Consider the following 17355-nt stretch of genomic DNA (forward strand, 5'->3'; position numbering starts at 1 on the left):
GACCGTCACGCACGCGACCTATCCGAAGGCGTTCGAAGTCCGATCGCCGTCGAGATCCGTCATGTCCGATTCTGCCCGCCTGACACCGCACCTGTCGGGCGCCGAACCGAGGCGGCGCCCGGGTCCGACGCTCGATCGCGGCCTGCATCCGGGCGGGATCGTCGCGTTCCTGCTGATCCTGGTGGCGGGCCTGGTCTACGCCGGCGTCAGCCTGATCACCGACATGAACGCGGTCGGCCAGACGCCGCTGGCGATCGGCGCCTTCGTGCTCCTCGGCCTCGCCCTGCTGATCGCGCTGGCCTTCGAGTTCGTGAACGGCTTCCACGACACCGCCAACGCGGTGGCGACCGTGATCTACACCCACTCGATGCCGCCGCTCGTGGCGGTGATCTGGTCCGGCGCCTTCAATTTCCTCGGCGTGATGCTGTCCTCGGGCGCGGTGGCCTACGCCATCGTCACGCTGCTGCCGGTGGAGCTGATCCTGCAGGTCGGGTCGGGCGCCGGCTACGCGATGATCTTCGCGCTGCTCATCGCCGCGATCGTCTGGAACCTCGGCACCTGGGCCTTCGGCCTGCCGAACTCCTCGTCGCACGCGCTGATCGGCTCGGTGATCGGCGTCGGGCTGGCCAACCAGCTGATGGCGCCGGAAGGCTCCGCGACCTCGGGCGTCGACTGGGCCCAGGCGCTCGGCGTGTTCAAGGCGCTGCTGTTCAGCCCGCTCATTGGCTTCGTCGCGGCGGCCCTCCTGCTGCTGGCGCTCAAGCTCACCGTGCGGCGCAAGGACCTCTACGAGGCGCCCGAGGGCGACACGCCGCCCCCGCTCTGGATCCGTTCGCTGCTGATCCTGACCTGCACGCTGGTCTCGTTCTTCCACGGCGGCAACGACGGCCAGAAGGGCATGGGCCTCATCATGCTGATCCTGATCGGCGCGGCGCCCACCGCCTACGCCCTGAACCGCACCATGGCCGACGACACGACGCCGGCCTTCATCCAGACCTCGCAGAGCGCCAGCGCGGTGTTCGCGAGCCACGCCGGGACGACGGCCCAGCCCGACGCGGCGGCCGCCCGCAAGCAGGTCTCGGACGCGCTCAAGACCAAGGACCTGAACCAGCCGGCGGTCTACGGCGCGCTCGCGGCCCTCTCCACCGACATCGCCGCCAACGTGCGGAACTACGGTGCGATCAAGCAGGTGCCGGCGGCGCAGACCTCGAACCTGCGCAACGACATGTACCTCGCCGCCGACGCGATCCGGCTGCTGCCGAAGAACGGCGCCAGCTTCTCGGAGGCCGAGGCCGGCACGCTGAAGGCCTATACCGGCCTGCTCAACGACGGCACGCGCTACATCCCGACCTGGGTGAAGGTCTGCGTCGCGCTGGCGCTGGGCCTGGGCACCATGGTCGGCTGGAAGCGGATCGTGGTCACGGTCGGCGAGAGGATCGGCAAGACCCACCTGACCTACGCGCAGGGCGCCTCGGCCGAGCTCGTCGCCGCCGGCACGATCGGGCTGGCCGAGGTCTACGGCCTGCCCGTCTCGACCACCCACATCCTGTCCTCGGGCGTCGCCGGCACCATGGCGGCCAACGGCTCCGGGCTGCAGATGTCGACGGTGCGCAACATGGCGCTGGCCTGGGTGCTGACCCTGCCGGCGGCGATCACCCTGGCGGGCGTCCTGTTCTTCATCCTCCGCCACGTCTTCTGAGGCCAACGCCTTTCAAAGCCTGCGCATGTCCCGCTCGTCGCCCCGGGATCGCCCGCGGCGATCACCCGGACGCGTCTGACCGGATCGTGCGCCCGGCCGGGCGAGGGCGCGCGCGGTCGGGTTTCAGGGGCGGCGCCTTGCATGCCGACGGCCGGCTCCACGGCCTCGGCGGGGCTGCAAACCCGGTCGATGTCGGCTAGGCCGGGACCGATCCGGCCTCCTCGGCCGGGCGTTCGCGAGCCGCGGCCCAGCATGCCTTCCACCTCCTCGATCGCTCGCCTGATCCTGGTGCTCGCGGCCGCGGGCTTCTCCAGCACCTTCGCGTGGCGCTCGGTCGAGCCGCTGGTCGGCGTGCTGGCGCGCGACCTGCGCAGCGACGCCCACACCGTGGCGCTGCTCTCGACCGCCTTCGCGCTGCCCTACGCGCTGATCCAGCCGATCCTCGGGCCGGTGGGCGACGCGGTCGGCAAGGAGCGGGTCATCACCGCGTGCCTCGCGGTGCTGGTGGCGGCGCTGGTCGGCTGCGCCTTCGCCGAAGACCTGCGCCTGCTCTTCGGCCTGCGGATGGTGGCGGGCGCCGCGGCCGGCGGGGTGATCCCGCTGGCGCTCGCCCTGATGGGCGACCGGGTGCCGATGGAGCGCCGCCAGGTGGCGATCGGCCGCTTCCTCGTCGCGGTGATCCTCGGGCAGCTCTCGGGCTCGACCTTCGCCGGGCTGATCGAGGGGCAGGTCGGCTGGCACGGCGTGTTCGCGATCAACGCCGCGGTCGCCGTGCTCGGCTGCGCCGCGACCCTGCTCGGGTTCGACCGGAGCGGCCGCCTCCCGGCGCGACGGCCGGAATTCGGGCTGGCGCTGACGCGCTATCGCGCGATCGTGGCCAACCCGCGCGCGCGGGTGCTGTTCGCGGCGGTGTTCGTCGAGGCGATCGCGGTGTTCGGCATCTTCCCGCACCTCGCGCCGCTGATCGAGGCGCGCGGCGAGGGCGGCCCGCGCGAGGCCGGGCTGGCGCTCGCCGGCTTCGCCGTCGGCGGGCTGATCTACTCCGCCCTCGTCGGCCTGCTGGTCCGGTTCCTCGGGATGCAGCGGATGCTGGTCGGCGGCGGCCTCGTCTGCGCCGGTGCCCTGACCATGATCGGCCTCGCGGGGCGCTGGCAGCTCGACGCGGCCGCCCTCGTCGCGATGGGGCTCGGCTTCTACATGCTGCACAACACGTTTCAGGTGCAGGTGACCGAGGTCGCCCCGACCGCCCGCGCCTCGGCGGTGGCGCTCCACGCCTTCTCGTTCTTCTGCGGGCAGGCGCTCGGCGTCGCCGTGCTCGGCGTCGCGCTCCAGGGCATCGGCCAGCTCGCGGCGCTCGCCGCCTGCGCCGTCACGATCCTCGCCGTCGGGATCGCGACCGCCGTGCTGCTGGCAAGGCCGGCGGGGCAGGGCGCAGAGTAGGTCTCTTCGCGAATCCGCTCGGTTTCGACGCCCACGCGCGCCTTCCCTCCCCCTCTGCGGGGGAGGGAAAGAGCGCCACGTCACGCCGGCACGCGCGGCCGCGCCCGTGCCGCCACGGTGCGCGAGGCCGTCTCGCGCAGGGCCTGCTCGATGGCGGCGTTGGCGCGGCCGCGCAGCAGCTTGGTCGCCTCCGCCTCGTCGAACGTGTCGGGGAAGCGCCGGGCCAGCCAGAGGTAGGCGGCGGCGAGCTTGACCGTGCGTTCGAGGTACTCGAGCTCGCCGCCGACGTTGGCCCTCAGAGCCGGGACGGCGGCGCCGGCCGCGCGGGCCTGGACCCAGCGGTCGAGCACCGCGGTCGAGGCCGGGTCGCGCCGGTCGATCGGGCAGACCGCGAAGGCGAAGGCCTCGCGGATCGGCAGGTGCGCCGTGTCGACCGCGCGCGCCGCCTCCAGCGCCTCCTCCATCGCGGAGGGCTGGAACGGGGACCCCTCGTAGAACGTCGCGCGGGAAAAATGCGTCAGCACCTCGGCGAGCGAGTCGGTGCCGAGTTCGGCCGCCGCCGCCTCGATCGCGATCAGGTCCGGCCGGACGTAGAACCGGGTGTCGGCGGCGGGCGCCGTCGGCGCGCCGGCCAGCGCATCGCGGATCGGGCCGAGGCTCACGTCGTCGGTGGCCGAGACGTGGCCCTCGTCCTGATAGCCGAAGCGCCCGGCCCGGCCGGCGATCTGGCGGATCTCGGGGTTGGTGAGCGGGCGGGTCGCCGTGCCGTCCCACTTGGTGACCGCCGAGAAGATCACCCGCTTGAGCGGTCCGAGGTTCAGGCCCATGCCGATCGCGTCGGTGGTGACCAGCACCTCGGCCTCGGCGTCGCGGAACCGTGCCGCTTCCGCCCGGCGCACCTCCGGCGAGAGCGCGCCGTAGATGGTGGCGACGCTGCGCCCGGCCGCCACCAGCGCCTCGCGGTTCTCGTGCACGGCCCGCCGCGAGAAGGCGACGACGGCATCCCCCGGCTGCACGGATTCGAGGGGCACGGGCTCGTCGAGCGCCACCAGCGGGGTCTTGCGCACGAAGGTCACGACGTCGAGCGATTCGCCCGCGGCCTCCGCCGCGCGGCGGACATGCGAGAGCGCGTCGTCCGAGCCGCAGACGATCACGGTCTTCGCCGGGATCCCGAACAGCGCGTTAGTCCAGGCCCAGCCGCGATCGGGGTCGGACAGCATCTGGATCTCGTCGATCACCGCGACCTCGACCGGGCGGCGCAGGTCCGCGGTCTCGATGGTGCGCGCGGTGTGGCTCGGGTCCGGCTCCCCCAGAATCTCCTCGCCGGTGACCATGCCGGCGCGCAGGCCCCGCTCGAGCAGGGCCTCGTAGTTCTCCAGCGCGAGCAGGCGCAAGGGCGCGAGGTAGGTCCCGGTCGGCGCCTTTGCCAGCACTTCCAGCGCCGCGTAGGTCTTGCCGGAATTGGTCGGGCCCATGTGGAAGACGATGCGCCGGTTCAGCCGGCGGGCGGGCACGAACTTGTCGATGTAGGAGCCGAACCCGACCCGGTCGCGCAGGCGGCGACGGCCGGATTCCTCGCGCGCCACCACCTTCGCCCGCGTCCGCACCGTCTTCAGGGTGTCGAGGATCGCGTGAGCGAGGTTCGGCGCGGGCGTGAAGACGCGAGCGCGCAGCGACCGGTCGAGATGGGCGATGTAGGTCGGCGCGTCCGCCCCGATCTCGTGGAGGTCGTCCCGGATCTGGTCGCGCAGGCGCGCGACCGTGCGGTGGAGCGTGCGCGCCGAGGCCGCCGACGTCTCGGCCAGCGCCCGGCGCAGGTCGTCGAGGCGCCAGGCCGGATCGTTGCCGAGCGCCATCTCCTCCAGGATCTCGGCCGCCGCCTCGCCCGGCGGCGCGTCGAGGCGCAGGTCGAGGCGGCCGTCGTCGAGGAGCGGCAGGCCGACCCGGAGCCGCCAGGCGAGGGCGCCGTCCCGCCCCGGCTCGGCCCGGAGCGCCGGCAGGGCGAGCCGCAAGGCCGCGACGCCGGTCTGCGAGAAGGCCTGGCGCGCCGTCCCGTCGCGGAGCGCCGCGGCGACGGCGGAATCCTCCACGAAGCCGTCCTGCTCGGGCAGGCCCATCCGGACGCGCAGGGCCTCGCGGTCGATCGCGGCCGCCGCGATCCCGAGCCGGTGCAGGGCGTCGGCCAGGATGTCGGTCGTCGGGTGGATGCGCTTGCGAGCCATGCCCTACCTTCTCGGCCGCGACGCGCCGGATCAAGCACGCCGGCAGGTTCTCAACGGTTGCGGACGAGCCAGCGGGCGATGCGGGGGCGGAGCGGCAGGAACCCGCGATAGGCGATCTAGGCGAGCGGCAGCACGACCGGGAGCCGCGCGATCCGCGCGAGCCAGCGCCAGCGCGGCAGCGCGCTCCACAGCCGGGCGAAGCCCGCCGCCCCCGACCGGAGCCGGCCGTCGGCGTCGCGGACATGGAAGCGGGCGCGGGCCGCCGCACGGTCGAGGTCCGGCCCGAGGGGAGCGCCGTCCGGCGCCACGTCGACGAAGGCGATGCGCTCGGCCCCGCGGCAGCGGCGATAATGCCCGATCTCCGCCCGGCAGAGCGGGCAGGCTCCGTCGTAGTAGACGGTCAGCGTCTCGTCGGGCACGGGATGGTCCTCTTGGCGACCCCCGGGAGATAGGGGGGCAGGGCCCACGCGGCAGCGCGGCCGGACGCCGCTGGGCCGGTCGCACGCCCGGGCAGCAAAGCCCTCGCGCCTCATTAGCGACCGGCGTCGCAGATCCCTCCAAGGGGCCGGGTCGAAGCGGGAGTCCCTTCCCCCAGAGGGAGCCGCGCGGCGCTGGCCACGACCCATTCGAAGACGTTCGACGCCGTGCGATCCGAACCCCCATCGGCAAGCTCAGCCGCAGCCGCAGCCCTATCGGCGGTCGTAGGGATCGTAGGGCGCGAGCGCATCCCCGAGCGCCTTGGCGGCCGGATCGCGCCGGAGATCGAGCTCCCGGTCGAGGGCGCGCACGAAGCGCTCGCGGCCGGCTTCCAGCTCGCGGCCGAGGCCGCCGAAGGCCTCGGCGACCTCGACATGGGGCGGCCCGTCGGTGACGAGGTAGTCGATCCCGCAATCCGGCTCGGCCGGGCGCCCGGCAGGGCGGAGCCAGTAGCAGATGCGGACGCGGGTGAACGGCTCGCCCGCGCGTCGCTCGACCCGGGCGGGCGCCAGCCGAAAGCTGTCTGGCCGGGCCCGCTCGGCATAGGCGAGGCTCTGGCCGACGGTGACGAAGCCCTGCGTGCGGTGCCCGCGCACCAGCGCCATCGCCCGCGCGTCGGAGAGGTCCGCCGGCTGCGCCTGGGCGCCCGCGAGCGAGGCGAGGCCGAGGGCCGCTGTCAGAAAAGCCCGCCGCGCCGCCCGCAGCGACGGCCTCGCGGGCCGGCCGGCCTCGTCCGGCGTTGCAGCGCGGCTGGGCTTCACCATGTCTTGCTCCGATCCCGCTTCGCGTGCGTGAAGCCCGATGCTGCAGGAGCCTGTACCGTGCCGCGCTACTTCTTCAACACACGGATCGGCGACGACTGGGTGACGGACCCGGACGGCGCCGACCTGCCCGATGCCGACGCCGCCTGGGAGGCCGCCCGCGACACCATCCTGGCGGCGCTGCGCGCCGGCCAAGCGCGTGAGGCGCGGGACCAGGCCCGGCTGATGACGGCCCACCTCGTCGTCACCGATGCCGCGGGCGAGATCGTGCTGGAATTCCCCTTCGCCGAGGCGGTCGAGATCGACCCGGACCCCGGCGCGACGTTGCACTGACCGCGACACGCGGCATCGACCTCAGCGCTCGGCGCTTCGCTTGCGCAGGGGCCGCGTCAGGCGGGTGCCGGCCGCGACGAAGCCGGTGGCGGCGCAGAAGGCTTCGAGGTCCGGCCGGTCCGGCGGCAGCACCATCTCCAGCCCGTCGCATCCGGCGGTGCGCGCGGCCTGCGCCGCCGCCTTGAGCAGCAGGCGCCCGAGCCCGCGCCGGCGGTCGTCGGGCGCGACGAGGAGCGTCGTGATCTGCGCGGTCGGCTCGGCGACGAGGGTGCGGTACCAGTGCAGCACGACGAGGCCGCCCGGCGGCCCCCACTCGACCGCGACGAGGGCCGCGCCGTCGCGGCCGCGCAGGGCCTCGATCCGCTCGGCGAGGTCGCGGACCGCGATCGCCGGGCCGCCCGAGCCGATCAGCGCGGCGAGCCCCGGCGCGTCGGCGGCGCTGGCCGCCCGAATCTCCAGCCCGTACCGACCGCTCAAGCCCCACCCCCGCTCATCCCGACCATCGTCATCCCGTCGCTTTCCCGCCGCCGATCGATGCGCGCGCCGCATCGATCCATCCAGCCTTTGAGTTGGACGCCGCGCCGGGGACGCTCCTAACCTGAGATCGCAAGCGGCCGCCGGGGCCCCGTCGAGGGGCCTTCAGAGAACGGCCGCTGTCCGCCGCGGCACCGGCCGGGCGGTCCGCCTTCAGGGAGAAGGTCGTATGAGCGCGGGTCTCGCCATGACCGCGGTGAAGCGCAGCCGCGTGCGGCTCCTCATCGTGACGATGCTCTTCATCGCCACCACCATCAACTACGCCGACCGCGCGACGCTCTCCATCGCCGGCCCGTCGCTGGCCAAGGACCTGGGCCTCGATGCGGTGGCGATGGGCTACGTCTTCTCCGCCTTCGCCTGGTCCTACGTCCTGGCGCAGCTGCCCGGCGGCTGGCTGCTCGACCGCTACGGCGCGAAGTGGGTCTATGCCGGCGCGATCTTCCCGTGGTCGGCCTTCACGCTGATGCAGGGGGCGGTCGGCTTCTTCACCGGCTTCACCGCGGTGGCGGTGCTGTTCGGCCTGCGCCTGCTCGTCGGCCTCGCCGAGGCGCCGGTGTTTCCGGCCAACGCCCGGATCACCGCGGCGTGGTTCCCCACCGCCGAGCGCGGCACCGCCTCGGCCTTCTTCAATGCCTCGCAGTACTTCGCCACCGTGCTGTTCACGCCGCTGATGGGCTTCGTCGTCCACCATTACGGCTGGCACCACGTTTTCACCCTGATGGGCGCGCTCGGCATCGCCTTCGCGCTGCTGTGGACCCAGGTGATCTACGGGCCGAAGGAGCACCCCGCGATCAACCAGGGGGAGCGCGACTACATCGAGGCGGGCGGCGCCCTCCTCGACATGGACGGCCGCGACGCGGGCGTGGCCCAGGTCGACGCCGGCCGCACGATCCGGCAGCTGCTCGCCAACCGCATGCTGCTCGGGATCTACGTCGGGCAGTACTGCATCACCACGCTGACGTACTTCTTCCTGACCTGGTTCCCGGTCTACCTCGTGAAGGAGCGCGGCCTGTCGATCCTGCAGGCGGGCTTCGCCGCGGTGCTGCCGGCGCTCTGCGGCTTCGTCGGCGGCATCCTGGGCGGCTGGATCTCGGACCGGCTGCTCAAGCGCGGCTGGTCGCTGACCGCATCGCGGAAGATCCCGATCGTCGGCGGGATGCTGCTGTCGATGGTCATCGTCGGCTGCAACTACGTCCAGACCGACGCGCTCGTGGTCGGGCTGATGGCGCTCGCCTTCTTCGGCAAGGGCGTCGGGGCGCTCGGCTGGGCGGTCGTCTCCGACACCTCGCCGCGCCAGGGCGGCGGCCTCTCGGGCGGGCTGTTCAACACCTTCGGCAACACCGCCGGCATCACCACCCCGATCGCGATCGGCTACATCGTGCAGCAGACGGGGTCGTTCAACGGCGCGCTGGTGTTCGTCGGGCTGAACGCGCTCGTCGCCGTGTTCTGCTACCTCGTCGTCGTCGGCGAGATCCGGCGGGTGGAGCTGCGCTGAGCGGGCTCGCGCCGGCAAGGCAACGCTTCAAAGGCGACACGTCTCCGGCCCGGCTTCCAGACCGGTCGCAGGTTGCGCGGACCCGCAGAACACGTCCGCGCAACCGGCTCAAGCGGACCGCCGCCGCCACCCCTCGGGCACGGGATGGCGGGCATGCGCCTCGGCCAGCGCTTCGAGCCAGCCTGCGACGTCGGGTGGGATCGCGGCGTCGCCGGAGGCCCAACGGCGCACCAGGCGGTCATCGCAGGCCAGGGCCTGAGCGAAGCCCCGTTGCGACCAGCGCAGCCGGGCGAGCACGTCGCGGAGGCGGCTGGCAGTCACCCGCCCAACACCTTGATGAAGGCGGCGCCCGCGCCGAACAGCGCAGCACCCGCGGCCATGCCGGACAGGGCGATCTGCCAGGGTGCCAAGGCTCGCTCGCGCGTCAGCTTGTCGGCCTCGGCGCGCAGCTTAGCCTGTTCCTCAATGAATTTCTGGGTCTCGGCGTTCGACCGGAGGACGCGAGCGACCTGCTCGGCGATGTCGAGGCTGTTCGGAGCGGATGTGCCGGCCATCGGGGTCGTCCTGCAATTTAGCCGGGGAACTCCCGCGAACATGTCCGCAATATGAGGGACGATCGGACGAACGTCAACGACGGCGAAGTCGAACGTGCCCGTGACGACCCACCTCGCCGAAGCGACGCCACCCGATCGAGACCGTCTTCCGCAAGCCGAAGGCGTTCAAGCGCATCGCGAGGCAGGCCGACGAGACCGATCGAAGCTTTGCTGCCATCATCCGTCTCGCCGCGACCGGCATCGGGATGCGATCAATCCAGGCACGTCGCAACCCGGGTCGCCTTTCCAGGATCGCGCATGTTCGACTTCAGCCAGCTCCGGTGCTTCGCGGCCGTCGCCGAGGAGCTGCATTTCGGCCGGGCCGCCGCCCGGCTGAACATGACCCAGCCGCCGCTCTCGCGGCAGATCCAGGTCCTGGAGCGCATCCTCGACGTGCAGCTCCTCGACCGCACCAGCCGCTCGGTGCGCCTGACCGCGGCCGGGCGCAGCTTCCTGCCCGAGGCGCAGCGCATCCTGCGGCTCGCCGAGACCGCGACCCACGTCACCCGCCAGGTCGCGGCCGGAAGGGCCGGGGTGCTCAAGCTCGGGTTCACGGCGGCTTCGGCCTACGACTTCCTGCCCCGCCTCGTCATCGCCGCCCGGGCCGCGCTGCCGGACGTGACGCTCGCGCTGCGCGAGATGGTGACCAAGGATCAGGTCGAGGAACTGCTGGCCGGGCGCATCGACGCGGCGCTGGTGCGCCCGCCGGTCACCCATCCCGACCTCGCCTCCGTGCGGGCGCTGGCCGAGCCGATGGTGGTCGCCGTGCCCGCCGGCAATCGCCTGGCGGCGCACGCGGGCCTGACGCTGGCGGACCTCGACGGCGAACCGTTCATCGCCTACGCGCCGAACGAGGCGCACTACTTCCACGACCTCGTCCGCGGCCTGTTCGCCGAGGCCGGCATCCAGCCGCGCATCCTGCAGCAGCTGACGCAGATCCACTCGATCCTGGCACTGGTGCGTGCCGGCCTCGGGGTCGCCCTGGTGCCGGCGGCGGCCGAGCGTCTGCGCTTCGAGGGCGTCGCGTTCCGCCCCCTCGACCTGCCCGCGCCGCGCCCGGCCGAGCTGCACCTCGCCTGGCGCCGCGACGGCGACGACCCGCTGATCGCGCGCCTGATCGCGATCCTGGCAGCGCTGCCGCCGGGATGATCGATGCCTGTCGCGCATCGATCGATCCAGCCTTTGGCTTGGACCCGCATCGGCATCCTTGCGAGAACGTGCGGCAGACGGCGCGCCAGACGCCGGTCCCGTCAACGCCCCGGGAGGCACGCATGCAGGCCGACGCCGTCGATGCCCCGTCGCGCGGATTTTCGCGCTCCCCCACCGTCACCGCAATGCGGGTCGTGCCGGTCGCCGGCCGCGACAGCATGCTGCTCAACCTCAGCGGCGCGCACGGCCCGTTCTTCACCCGCAACCTGGTGATCCTCGAAGATTCCACCGGCGCGACGGGCCTCGGCGAGGTGCCCGGCGGCGAGCGCATCCGCGGCGTGCTGGAGGAGGCCCGCGACCTGATCGTCGGGCGCCCGCTCGGCGCCTGGCAGGCGGTGCTCAACGCGATGCGCGCGCGCTTCGCCGACCGCGATTCCGGCGGGCGCGGCCTCCAGACCTTCGACCTGCGCGTCACGATCCACGCGGTGACGGCGGTGGAATCCGCCTTCCTCGACCTGCTCGGCCAGTTCCTCGACGTGCCGGTGGCGGCCCTGCTGGGCGAGGGCCAGCAGCGCGACGCCGTCGAGATGCTGGGCTACCTGTTCTACGTCGGCGACCGCCGCCGCACCGATCTGCCCTATCGCGAGCCGACCGCCCGCGACGGCTGGATGCGGCTGCGCGACGAGGAGGCCCTGACGCCCGACGCCGTCGCACGCCTGGCCGAGGCCGCGCATGCGGCCTACGGCTTCAACGACTTCAAGCTGAAGGGCGGCGTGCTCGCCGGCGAGGACGAGATCGCCGCCGTCACCGCGATCCACGAGCGCTTCCCGGAAGCCCGCGTCACCCTCGACCCGAACGGCGCGTGGTCGCTCGCCGAGGCGATCCGCCTGTGCAAGGGCCGCGGCGACGTGCTCGCCTACGCCGAGGATCCGTGCGGGGCCGAGGACGGGTTCTCGGGCCGCGAGATCATGGCCGAGTTCCGCCGCGCCACGGGCCTGCCCACCGCCACCAACATGATCGCCACCGACTGGCGCCAGATGAACCACGCGATCCAGCTCGGCAGCGTCGACATCCCGCTGGCCGACCCGCATTTCTGGACGCTGGCCGGCTCGGTGCGGGTGGCGCAGCTCTGCCGCGACCACGGGCTGACCTGGGGCTCGCACTCGAACAACCACTTCGACGTGTCGCTGGCGATGTTCACCCACGTCGCGGCCGCCGCCCCGGGCAAGGTGACGGCGATCGACACGCACTGGATCTGGCAGGACGGCCAGCGCCTGACCAAGGAGCCGCTGGCGATCCGCGGCGGGCTCGTGCGGGTGCCGGATCGTCCGGGGCTGGGCATCGAGATCGACATGGCCGAGGTCGAGGCGGCGCACGCGCTCTATCTGGACCACGGCCTCGGCGCCCGCGACGACGCGGCGGCGATGCAGTTCCTCGTCCCGAACTGGACCTTCGACAACAAGCGCCCGTGCCTCGTGCGCTGAGGGCGACGGACGCTTCAGATCCCTCCCCCTCTGCGGGGGAGGGTGGCCCCTGCGTCGGCAGGGGTCGGGAGAGGGGAGCGCCGTATCCGGCACCGGCGCTCCCCTCTCCCGACCCGCTTCGCGGGCCACCCTCTCCCGCAGAGGAGAGAGGGAGGCGCGTGATCCGGACGACGCTCGACCTCTCAGATCGATTCCACGAAGGAGCACATCCGATGGACATCCTCTCCAACCGCTTCAAGGCGGCGCTCGGCCAGGGCCGGCAGCAGATCGGCCTGTGGTGCAGCCTCGCCAGCCCGATCTCCACCGAGGTCGTGGCCGGCTCCGGCTTCGACTGGCTGCTCCTCGACATGGAGCATTCGGCCAACGACCTGCGGGACGTCTACAGTCAGGTCCAGGCGATGATGGAGAGTCCGGCCCACGCCATGGTGCGGGTGCCGAGCGACGAGGCGATCACCATCAAGCGCATCCTCGACACCGGGGTGCAGTCGCTGATGATCCCCAACATCGACGACGCCGACCAGGCCCGCCGCGCGGTGGCCGCGACCCGCTACGCCCCGCGCGGCGTGCGCGGCTTCTCGCAGGCGCCGCGCGCCGCCCGCTTCGGCCGCATCCCCGACTACCACGCCCGCTGCGAGGCCGAGATCTTCGTGGCCGTGCAGATCGAGTCGCGGCGGGCGCTCGACAACCTCGACGAGATCGCCGGCGTGGAGGGCGTCGACGGCGTCTTCGTCGGCCCCGGCGACCTCTCGACCAGCCTCGGCTACCTCGGGCAGCAGAACCATCCGGACGTGGTGGCGATCATCGAGGAGACCGTGGCCCGCATCGGGAAGGCCGGGAAGCACGCCGGCATCCTCACCGCCAACGAGGAACTGGCCCACCGCTACATCGCCGCCGGCACCCGCTTCACCGCGGTCGGCTCCGACATGGGCCTGCTCGCGCGGCAGTCCGAGGCGCTCGCCGCCCGCTTCAGGGGCTGAGCCAGGATCGACCCTCCCCCTCCGCGGGGGAGGGCGGATGCGCCATTCCGGGAGACACCACCATGAACATCGGATTCATCGGCCTCGGCATCATGGGCGCGCCCATGGCCGGGCACCTGATCGCCGCCGGGCACAGCCTGTTCCTGAAGAGCCGCCGGGCGGTGCCCGAGGCCCTGGTCGCCGCCGGCGGCACGCCCTGCGCCACCGCCGCCGAGGTCGCCGAGCGCGCCGACGTCGTCATCCTGATGCTGCCGGACACCCCCGACGTCGAGACGGTGCTGTTCGGCGCGGACGGCGTCGCGGCGGGCCTGAGGCCCGGCACGACCGTGATCGACATGAGCTCGATCTCGCCGATCGCGACGAAGGACTTCGCCGCCCGCATCAGGGAGCGCGGCGGCGCCTATCTCGACGCGCCGGTCTCCGGCGGCGAGGTCGGGGCGAAGAACGCCGCCCTCTCGATCATGGTCGGCGGCGACGAGGCCGATTTCGGGCGCGCACAACCGCTGTTCGCGGCCATGGGGAAGACCGTGACCCATGTCGGCCCGGTCGGATCGGGCCAGGTGGCGAAGGTCGCCAACCAGATCATCGTCGCGCTCACCATCGAGGCGGTGGCCGAGGGCCTGCTGTTCGCCTCGAAGGCCGGCGCCGACCCGGCCAAGGTCCGCGAGGCGATCACCGGGGGCCTGGCCACCTCGCGCATCCTCGAGCTGCACGGCAAGCGCATGATCGACCGCACCTTCGATCCGGGCTTCCGCATCGGGCTGCACCAGAAGGACCTGAACCTGGCGCTGGAGGGCGCCCGGGCGCTCGGGCTCAGCCTGCCGGCCACGGCGCTGGCGCAGCAGCTGTTCTCGGCCTGCGTCGCCAACGGCGGGGCGGCCTGGGACCATTCGGCGATGGTCCGCGCGCTGGAGATCATGGCGAACCACGAGGTCGGCGCCGCTTGACCCACGCTCGATCGATCGATGCCGCGATGGTATCGATCGATCCATCGTTTGGATTGGAAGGTATCGACCGGGCGGACTAATCTGGAAACCTCAAGGAAACCGACCGCGACGGGCACGCATCCGTCGGGCGATCCCGAGGAGGAAACCATGTCGCTGGCGATTCCGGTGCAGAGCGCGACGCGCATGCGCGTGCGCTACCTGATCCTCCTCGTGCTGTTCGCGGTCACGGTGCTGAACTACGCCGACCGCGCGATCATCTCGATCGCGGGCGTGCCGATCGCGCAGGAATTCGGCATCACGCCCGTGCAGATGGGCTACATCCTCTCCGCCTTCAGCTGGTCCTACGTCGCGGCCCAGCTGCCCGGCGGCTGGCTGCTCGACCGCTACGGCACCAAGTGGATCTATGCCGGCGGCGTGTTCTTCTGGTCGTTCTTCACCTTCGTCCAGGGCTGGGCCGGCTTCCTCGGCGCGGGCTCCGCGGTGGCGGTGTTCTTCCTGATGCGGATGCTGGTGGGCATCGCCGAGGCGCCGTCCTTCCCCGGCAACGCCCGCCTCGTCACCGCCTGGTTCCCGGCGGCCGAGCGCGGCAAGGCCTCGGCCGTGTTCAACGCGGCCCAATACTTCGCGCCGGTGCTGTTCGCGCCGCTCACCGCCTGGGTGACCCAGAGCTTCGGCTGGCGCTACGCGTTCTTCAGCATGGGCCTGATCGGCCTGGCGATGGTGCTGCTCTGGGTCTGGCTGATCCACGACCCCAAGGACCATCCGAGCGTCACCTCGGGCGAGCTCGACGAGATCGCCCGGGGCGGCGCGCTGGTGCAGGTCGGCGCCGCGCCGTCGGGCGCGACCACGTCGACAGCGCGCGACGCGAAGCCGGTGCGGGCGGGCGCCGCCCCCGCCGCCGGCACCTGGGGAACGATCAAGCAGCTCCTCGGCAACCGGATGCTGCTCGGCATCTACGTGGCGCAGCACTGCATCAACGTGATGACCTACTTCTTCCTGACGTGGTTTCCGATCTACCTCGTCAAGCAGCGCGGCATGTCCGTGCTCCAGGCCGGCTTCACCGCCTCGCTCCCGGCCTTGTGCGGCTTCGTCGGCGGCATCCTCGGCGGCGTGATCTCCGACGCGCTCCTGCGCCGGACCGGCTCGCTCAACATCGCCCGCAAGCTGCCGATCATCGCCGGCATGCTGCTGTCGATGGTGATCATCGCCTGCAACTACGTCGACTCGCATGCCCTGGTGATCGGCCTGATGGCGGCGGCCTTCTTCGGCAAGGGCCTCGGGGCGCTCGGCTGGGCGGTGGTGTCCGACACCTCGCCCAAGGAGGCGGCGGGCCTGAGCGGCGCGCTGTTCAACATGTTCGGCAACACCGCCGGCATCACCACGCCGATCATCATCGGCTATCTCGTCCAGTCCTCGGGCTCGTTCGACACGGCGTTGGTCTTCGTCGGGATCAACGCGCTCGTGGCGATGAGCGCCTATCTCCTCCTCGTCGGCGACATCCGGCGGGTGGAGCTGCGCCGCGCCTGACCGACCGCCGACCGCCAGGGAGCATGCGATGCCAGACGCCGTGATCGAAGCCCCGCCGGTGCCGCCGGCCGGGCCCGCCCTGGGCGACGCCCCCCGCACCATCCGCCTGCACGCGAGCGACAACGTCGCCATCGTCGTCAACGCCTTCGGGCTGCCGGCCGGCACGGTGTTCTCGGACGGGCTGACCCTCGTCGAGTTCGTGCCGCAGGGCCACAAGGTGGCGCTCGCCGCGATCCCCGAGGGCGGCGAGGTCCGGCGCTACGGCGAGGTCGTCGGCATCGCGACGCAGGATATCCCGTGCGGCGCCTGGGTCGAGGAATCGCGCGTGGCCACCCCGACCGCCCCCGCCCTCGACGCGCTGGAGATGGCGACCCGCGTGCCGGCGCCCCTGCCGCCGCTGACCGGCTGCACCTTCGAGGGGTTCCGCAACCCGGACGGCTCGGTCGGCACCAAGAACATCCTCGCCATCTCGATCAGCGTGCAATGCGTCGCCGGCACCCTCGACGTGGCGATCCGGCGGATCAAGGCGGAGCTGCTGCCGCGCTTCCCCAACGTCGACGACGTGGTCGGGCTGACCCACGCCTACGGCTGCGGCGTCGCGATCAACGCGCCGCAGGCGGTGATCCCGATCCGCACCCTCCAGAGCCTCGCCCGCAACCCGAATTTCGGCGGCGAGGTGATGGTGGTGGGCCTCGGCTGCGAGAAGCTCGTCTCCGAGCGCCTGCTGCCGGACGGCGACGACGCGCAGGACGGCGGCGTCGTGCGGATGCAGGACGAGCGCCACCAGGGCTTTTCCATGATGCTCGACAGCATCATGGCGATGGCCGAGGCCCGGCTCGCGATCCTGAACCGGCGCCGGCGCGAGACCTGCCCGGCCTCCGACCTCGTGGTCGGCCTGCAATGCGGCGGCAGCGACGCGTTCTCCGGCGTCACCGCCAACCCGGCGCTCGGGTACTGCGCCGACCTGATCGTCGCCGCCGGCGGCACGGTCCTGTTCTCGGAGGTCACCGAGGTCCGCGACGCGATCCACCTGCTGACGCCGCGCGCCAAGACGCCAGCGGTGGCCGAGGCTTTGGTGCGCGAGATGGCGTGGTACGACGACTACCTCGCCAAGGGCGAGGCCGACCGGCGCGCCAACCCGTCCCCCGGCAACAAGAAGGGCGGGCTGAACAACATCGTCGAGAAGGCGCTCGGGTCGGTCGCCAAATCCGGCACCTCGGCGATCTCCGGCGTGCTCGCCCCGGGCGAGCGGGTCCGCGAGAAGGGCCTGATCTTCGCGGCGACGCCGGCGAGCGACTTCGTCTGCGGCACGCTGCAGCTCGCCTCCGGGATCACCCTCCAGGTGTTCTCGACGGGCCGCGGCACGCCCTACGGCCTCGCGCAATGCCCCGTGATCAAGGTCGCGACCCGCACCGAGCTCAGCCAGCGCTGGTCCGACCTGATCGACCTCGACGCCGGCCGCATCGCCACCGGCCACGCGACGATCGAGGAGGTCGGCCGCGAGCTGTTCCAGCTCATCCTCGACGTGGCGAGCGGGCGCAAGACGCCGTGGTCCGACCGCTGGGGCCTGTTCAACGACCTGACGCTGTTCAACCCGGCGCCGATCACCTGAGGGTTCCGACGCCACGGAAGGAGCGGACACGCCGCACGCCATGCGCCGTGCCCGCCGGGGACCGAGCGACGGACAGGCCGGGACGACACCGGCCGGGAGGACACG

The 17355-nt window shown here is 72.4% G+C and carries 16 protein-coding genes; 10 read left to right on the forward strand and 6 right to left on the reverse strand.

The window, feature by feature from the left end; all coding sequences use genetic code 11:
- Positions 1–61: 61 nt before the first annotated feature.
- Both MKK68_RS05790 and MKK68_RS05795 read left to right on the forward strand, forming a co-directional pair.
- Positions 62–1699 carry an inorganic phosphate transporter gene (locus tag MKK68_RS05790; protein WP_147858715.1) on the forward strand — a complete coding sequence of 546 codons (1638 nt, stop codon included), beginning with the start codon at positions 62–64 and terminating at the stop codon, positions 1697–1699.
- Positions 1700–1951: 252 nt separating this feature from the next.
- Entirely contained in the window at positions 1952–3139 is a 1188-nt protein-coding gene (locus MKK68_RS05795) for an MFS transporter (protein WP_243938972.1), read from the forward strand.
- An 80-nt stretch (positions 3140–3219) separates the two neighbouring features.
- Here the strand turns inward: MKK68_RS05795 and MKK68_RS05800 are convergent, their stop codons facing one another.
- From MKK68_RS05800 to MKK68_RS05810, 3 genes are all read right to left on the reverse strand, one after another.
- Positions 3220–5361, reverse strand: coding sequence for a helicase-related protein (locus tag MKK68_RS05800; RefSeq protein ID WP_244029250.1), 2142 nt, complete (start codon positions 5359–5361; stop codon positions 3220–3222).
- 116 nt (positions 5362–5477) lie between these two features.
- Entirely contained in the window at positions 5478–5780 is a 303-nt protein-coding gene (locus tag MKK68_RS05805; protein WP_313899216.1) for a DUF393 domain-containing protein, read from the reverse strand.
- A gap of 270 nt (positions 5781–6050) precedes the next feature.
- Positions 6051–6602: a hypothetical protein gene (locus MKK68_RS05810; protein WP_243939006.1), complete on the reverse strand. Its 552-nt coding sequence runs from the start codon at positions 6600–6602 to the stop codon at positions 6051–6053.
- Between the two features lie 57 nt (positions 6603–6659).
- On the opposite strand from MKK68_RS05810, the gene MKK68_RS05815 reads away from it, so the two are divergent.
- The gene (locus tag MKK68_RS05815) at positions 6660–6932 is read left to right on the forward strand and encodes a DUF6894 family protein (RefSeq protein WP_147858719.1); all 273 of its coding nucleotides are present in this window, start codon (positions 6660–6662) and stop codon (positions 6930–6932) included.
- Positions 6933–6953: 21 nt separating this feature from the next.
- On the opposite strand, the gene MKK68_RS05820 is transcribed toward MKK68_RS05815, so the two are convergent.
- Positions 6954–7409, reverse strand: a complete 456-nt coding sequence (locus tag MKK68_RS05820; protein WP_243938978.1) for a GNAT family N-acetyltransferase — start codon at positions 7407–7409, stop codon at positions 6954–6956.
- Positions 7410–7635: 226 nt separating this feature from the next.
- Here MKK68_RS05820 and MKK68_RS05825 point away from each other — a divergent pair, with 226 nt between their 5' ends.
- Positions 7636–8961 (forward strand): MFS transporter, encoded by a 1326-nt coding sequence (locus MKK68_RS05825; RefSeq protein WP_244029252.1) that lies wholly within the window; start codon positions 7636–7638, stop codon positions 8959–8961.
- Between the two features lie 108 nt (positions 8962–9069).
- Here the strand turns inward: MKK68_RS05825 and MKK68_RS05830 are convergent, their stop codons facing one another.
- Both MKK68_RS05830 and MKK68_RS05835 read right to left on the reverse strand, forming a co-directional pair.
- Positions 9070–9282 carry a hypothetical protein gene (locus tag MKK68_RS05830; protein ID WP_147729291.1) on the reverse strand — a complete coding sequence of 71 codons (213 nt, stop codon included), beginning with the start codon at positions 9280–9282 and terminating at the stop codon, positions 9070–9072.
- Positions 9279–9515: a hypothetical protein gene (locus tag MKK68_RS05835; RefSeq protein WP_147729292.1), complete on the reverse strand. Its 237-nt coding sequence runs from the start codon at positions 9513–9515 to the stop codon at positions 9279–9281. The genes MKK68_RS05830 and MKK68_RS05835 overlap by 4 nt, the downstream gene beginning before the upstream one ends.
- A gap of 297 nt (positions 9516–9812) precedes the next feature.
- Between MKK68_RS05835 and MKK68_RS05840 the strand changes: the two genes are divergently transcribed.
- From MKK68_RS05840 to garD, 6 genes are all read left to right on the forward strand, one after another.
- Positions 9813–10703, forward strand: a complete 891-nt coding sequence (locus tag MKK68_RS05840; protein ID WP_147858721.1) for a LysR substrate-binding domain-containing protein — start codon at positions 9813–9815, stop codon at positions 10701–10703.
- 122 nt (positions 10704–10825) lie between these two features.
- A complete protein-coding gene (gene gudD, locus MKK68_RS05845; protein ID WP_147729410.1) occupies positions 10826–12187 on the forward strand; it encodes a glucarate dehydratase in 1362 nt (453 codons plus the stop codon).
- Positions 12188–12399: 212 nt separating this feature from the next.
- Positions 12400–13164, forward strand: a complete 765-nt coding sequence (locus MKK68_RS05850) for an HpcH/HpaI aldolase family protein (protein ID WP_147729409.1) — start codon at positions 12400–12402, stop codon at positions 13162–13164.
- Between the two features lie 62 nt (positions 13165–13226).
- Positions 13227–14111: a 2-hydroxy-3-oxopropionate reductase gene (locus MKK68_RS05855; protein ID WP_243935780.1), complete on the forward strand. Its 885-nt coding sequence runs from the start codon at positions 13227–13229 to the stop codon at positions 14109–14111.
- Positions 14112–14258: 147 nt separating this feature from the next.
- Positions 14259–15638: an MFS transporter gene (locus MKK68_RS05860; protein WP_147858724.1), complete on the forward strand. Its 1380-nt coding sequence runs from the start codon at positions 14259–14261 to the stop codon at positions 15636–15638.
- A gap of 28 nt (positions 15639–15666) precedes the next feature.
- On the forward strand, positions 15667–17250 hold the full coding sequence (garD, locus tag MKK68_RS05865; RefSeq protein ID WP_147729191.1) for a galactarate dehydratase: 1584 nt from the start codon (positions 15667–15669) through the stop codon (positions 17248–17250).
- Positions 17251–17355: the final 105 nt, after the last annotated feature.

It is taken from the genome of Methylobacterium sp. E-016 (assembly GCF_022829745.1).
In the GTDB taxonomy this organism is placed as follows: Bacteria; Pseudomonadota; Alphaproteobacteria; order Rhizobiales; family Beijerinckiaceae; genus Methylobacterium.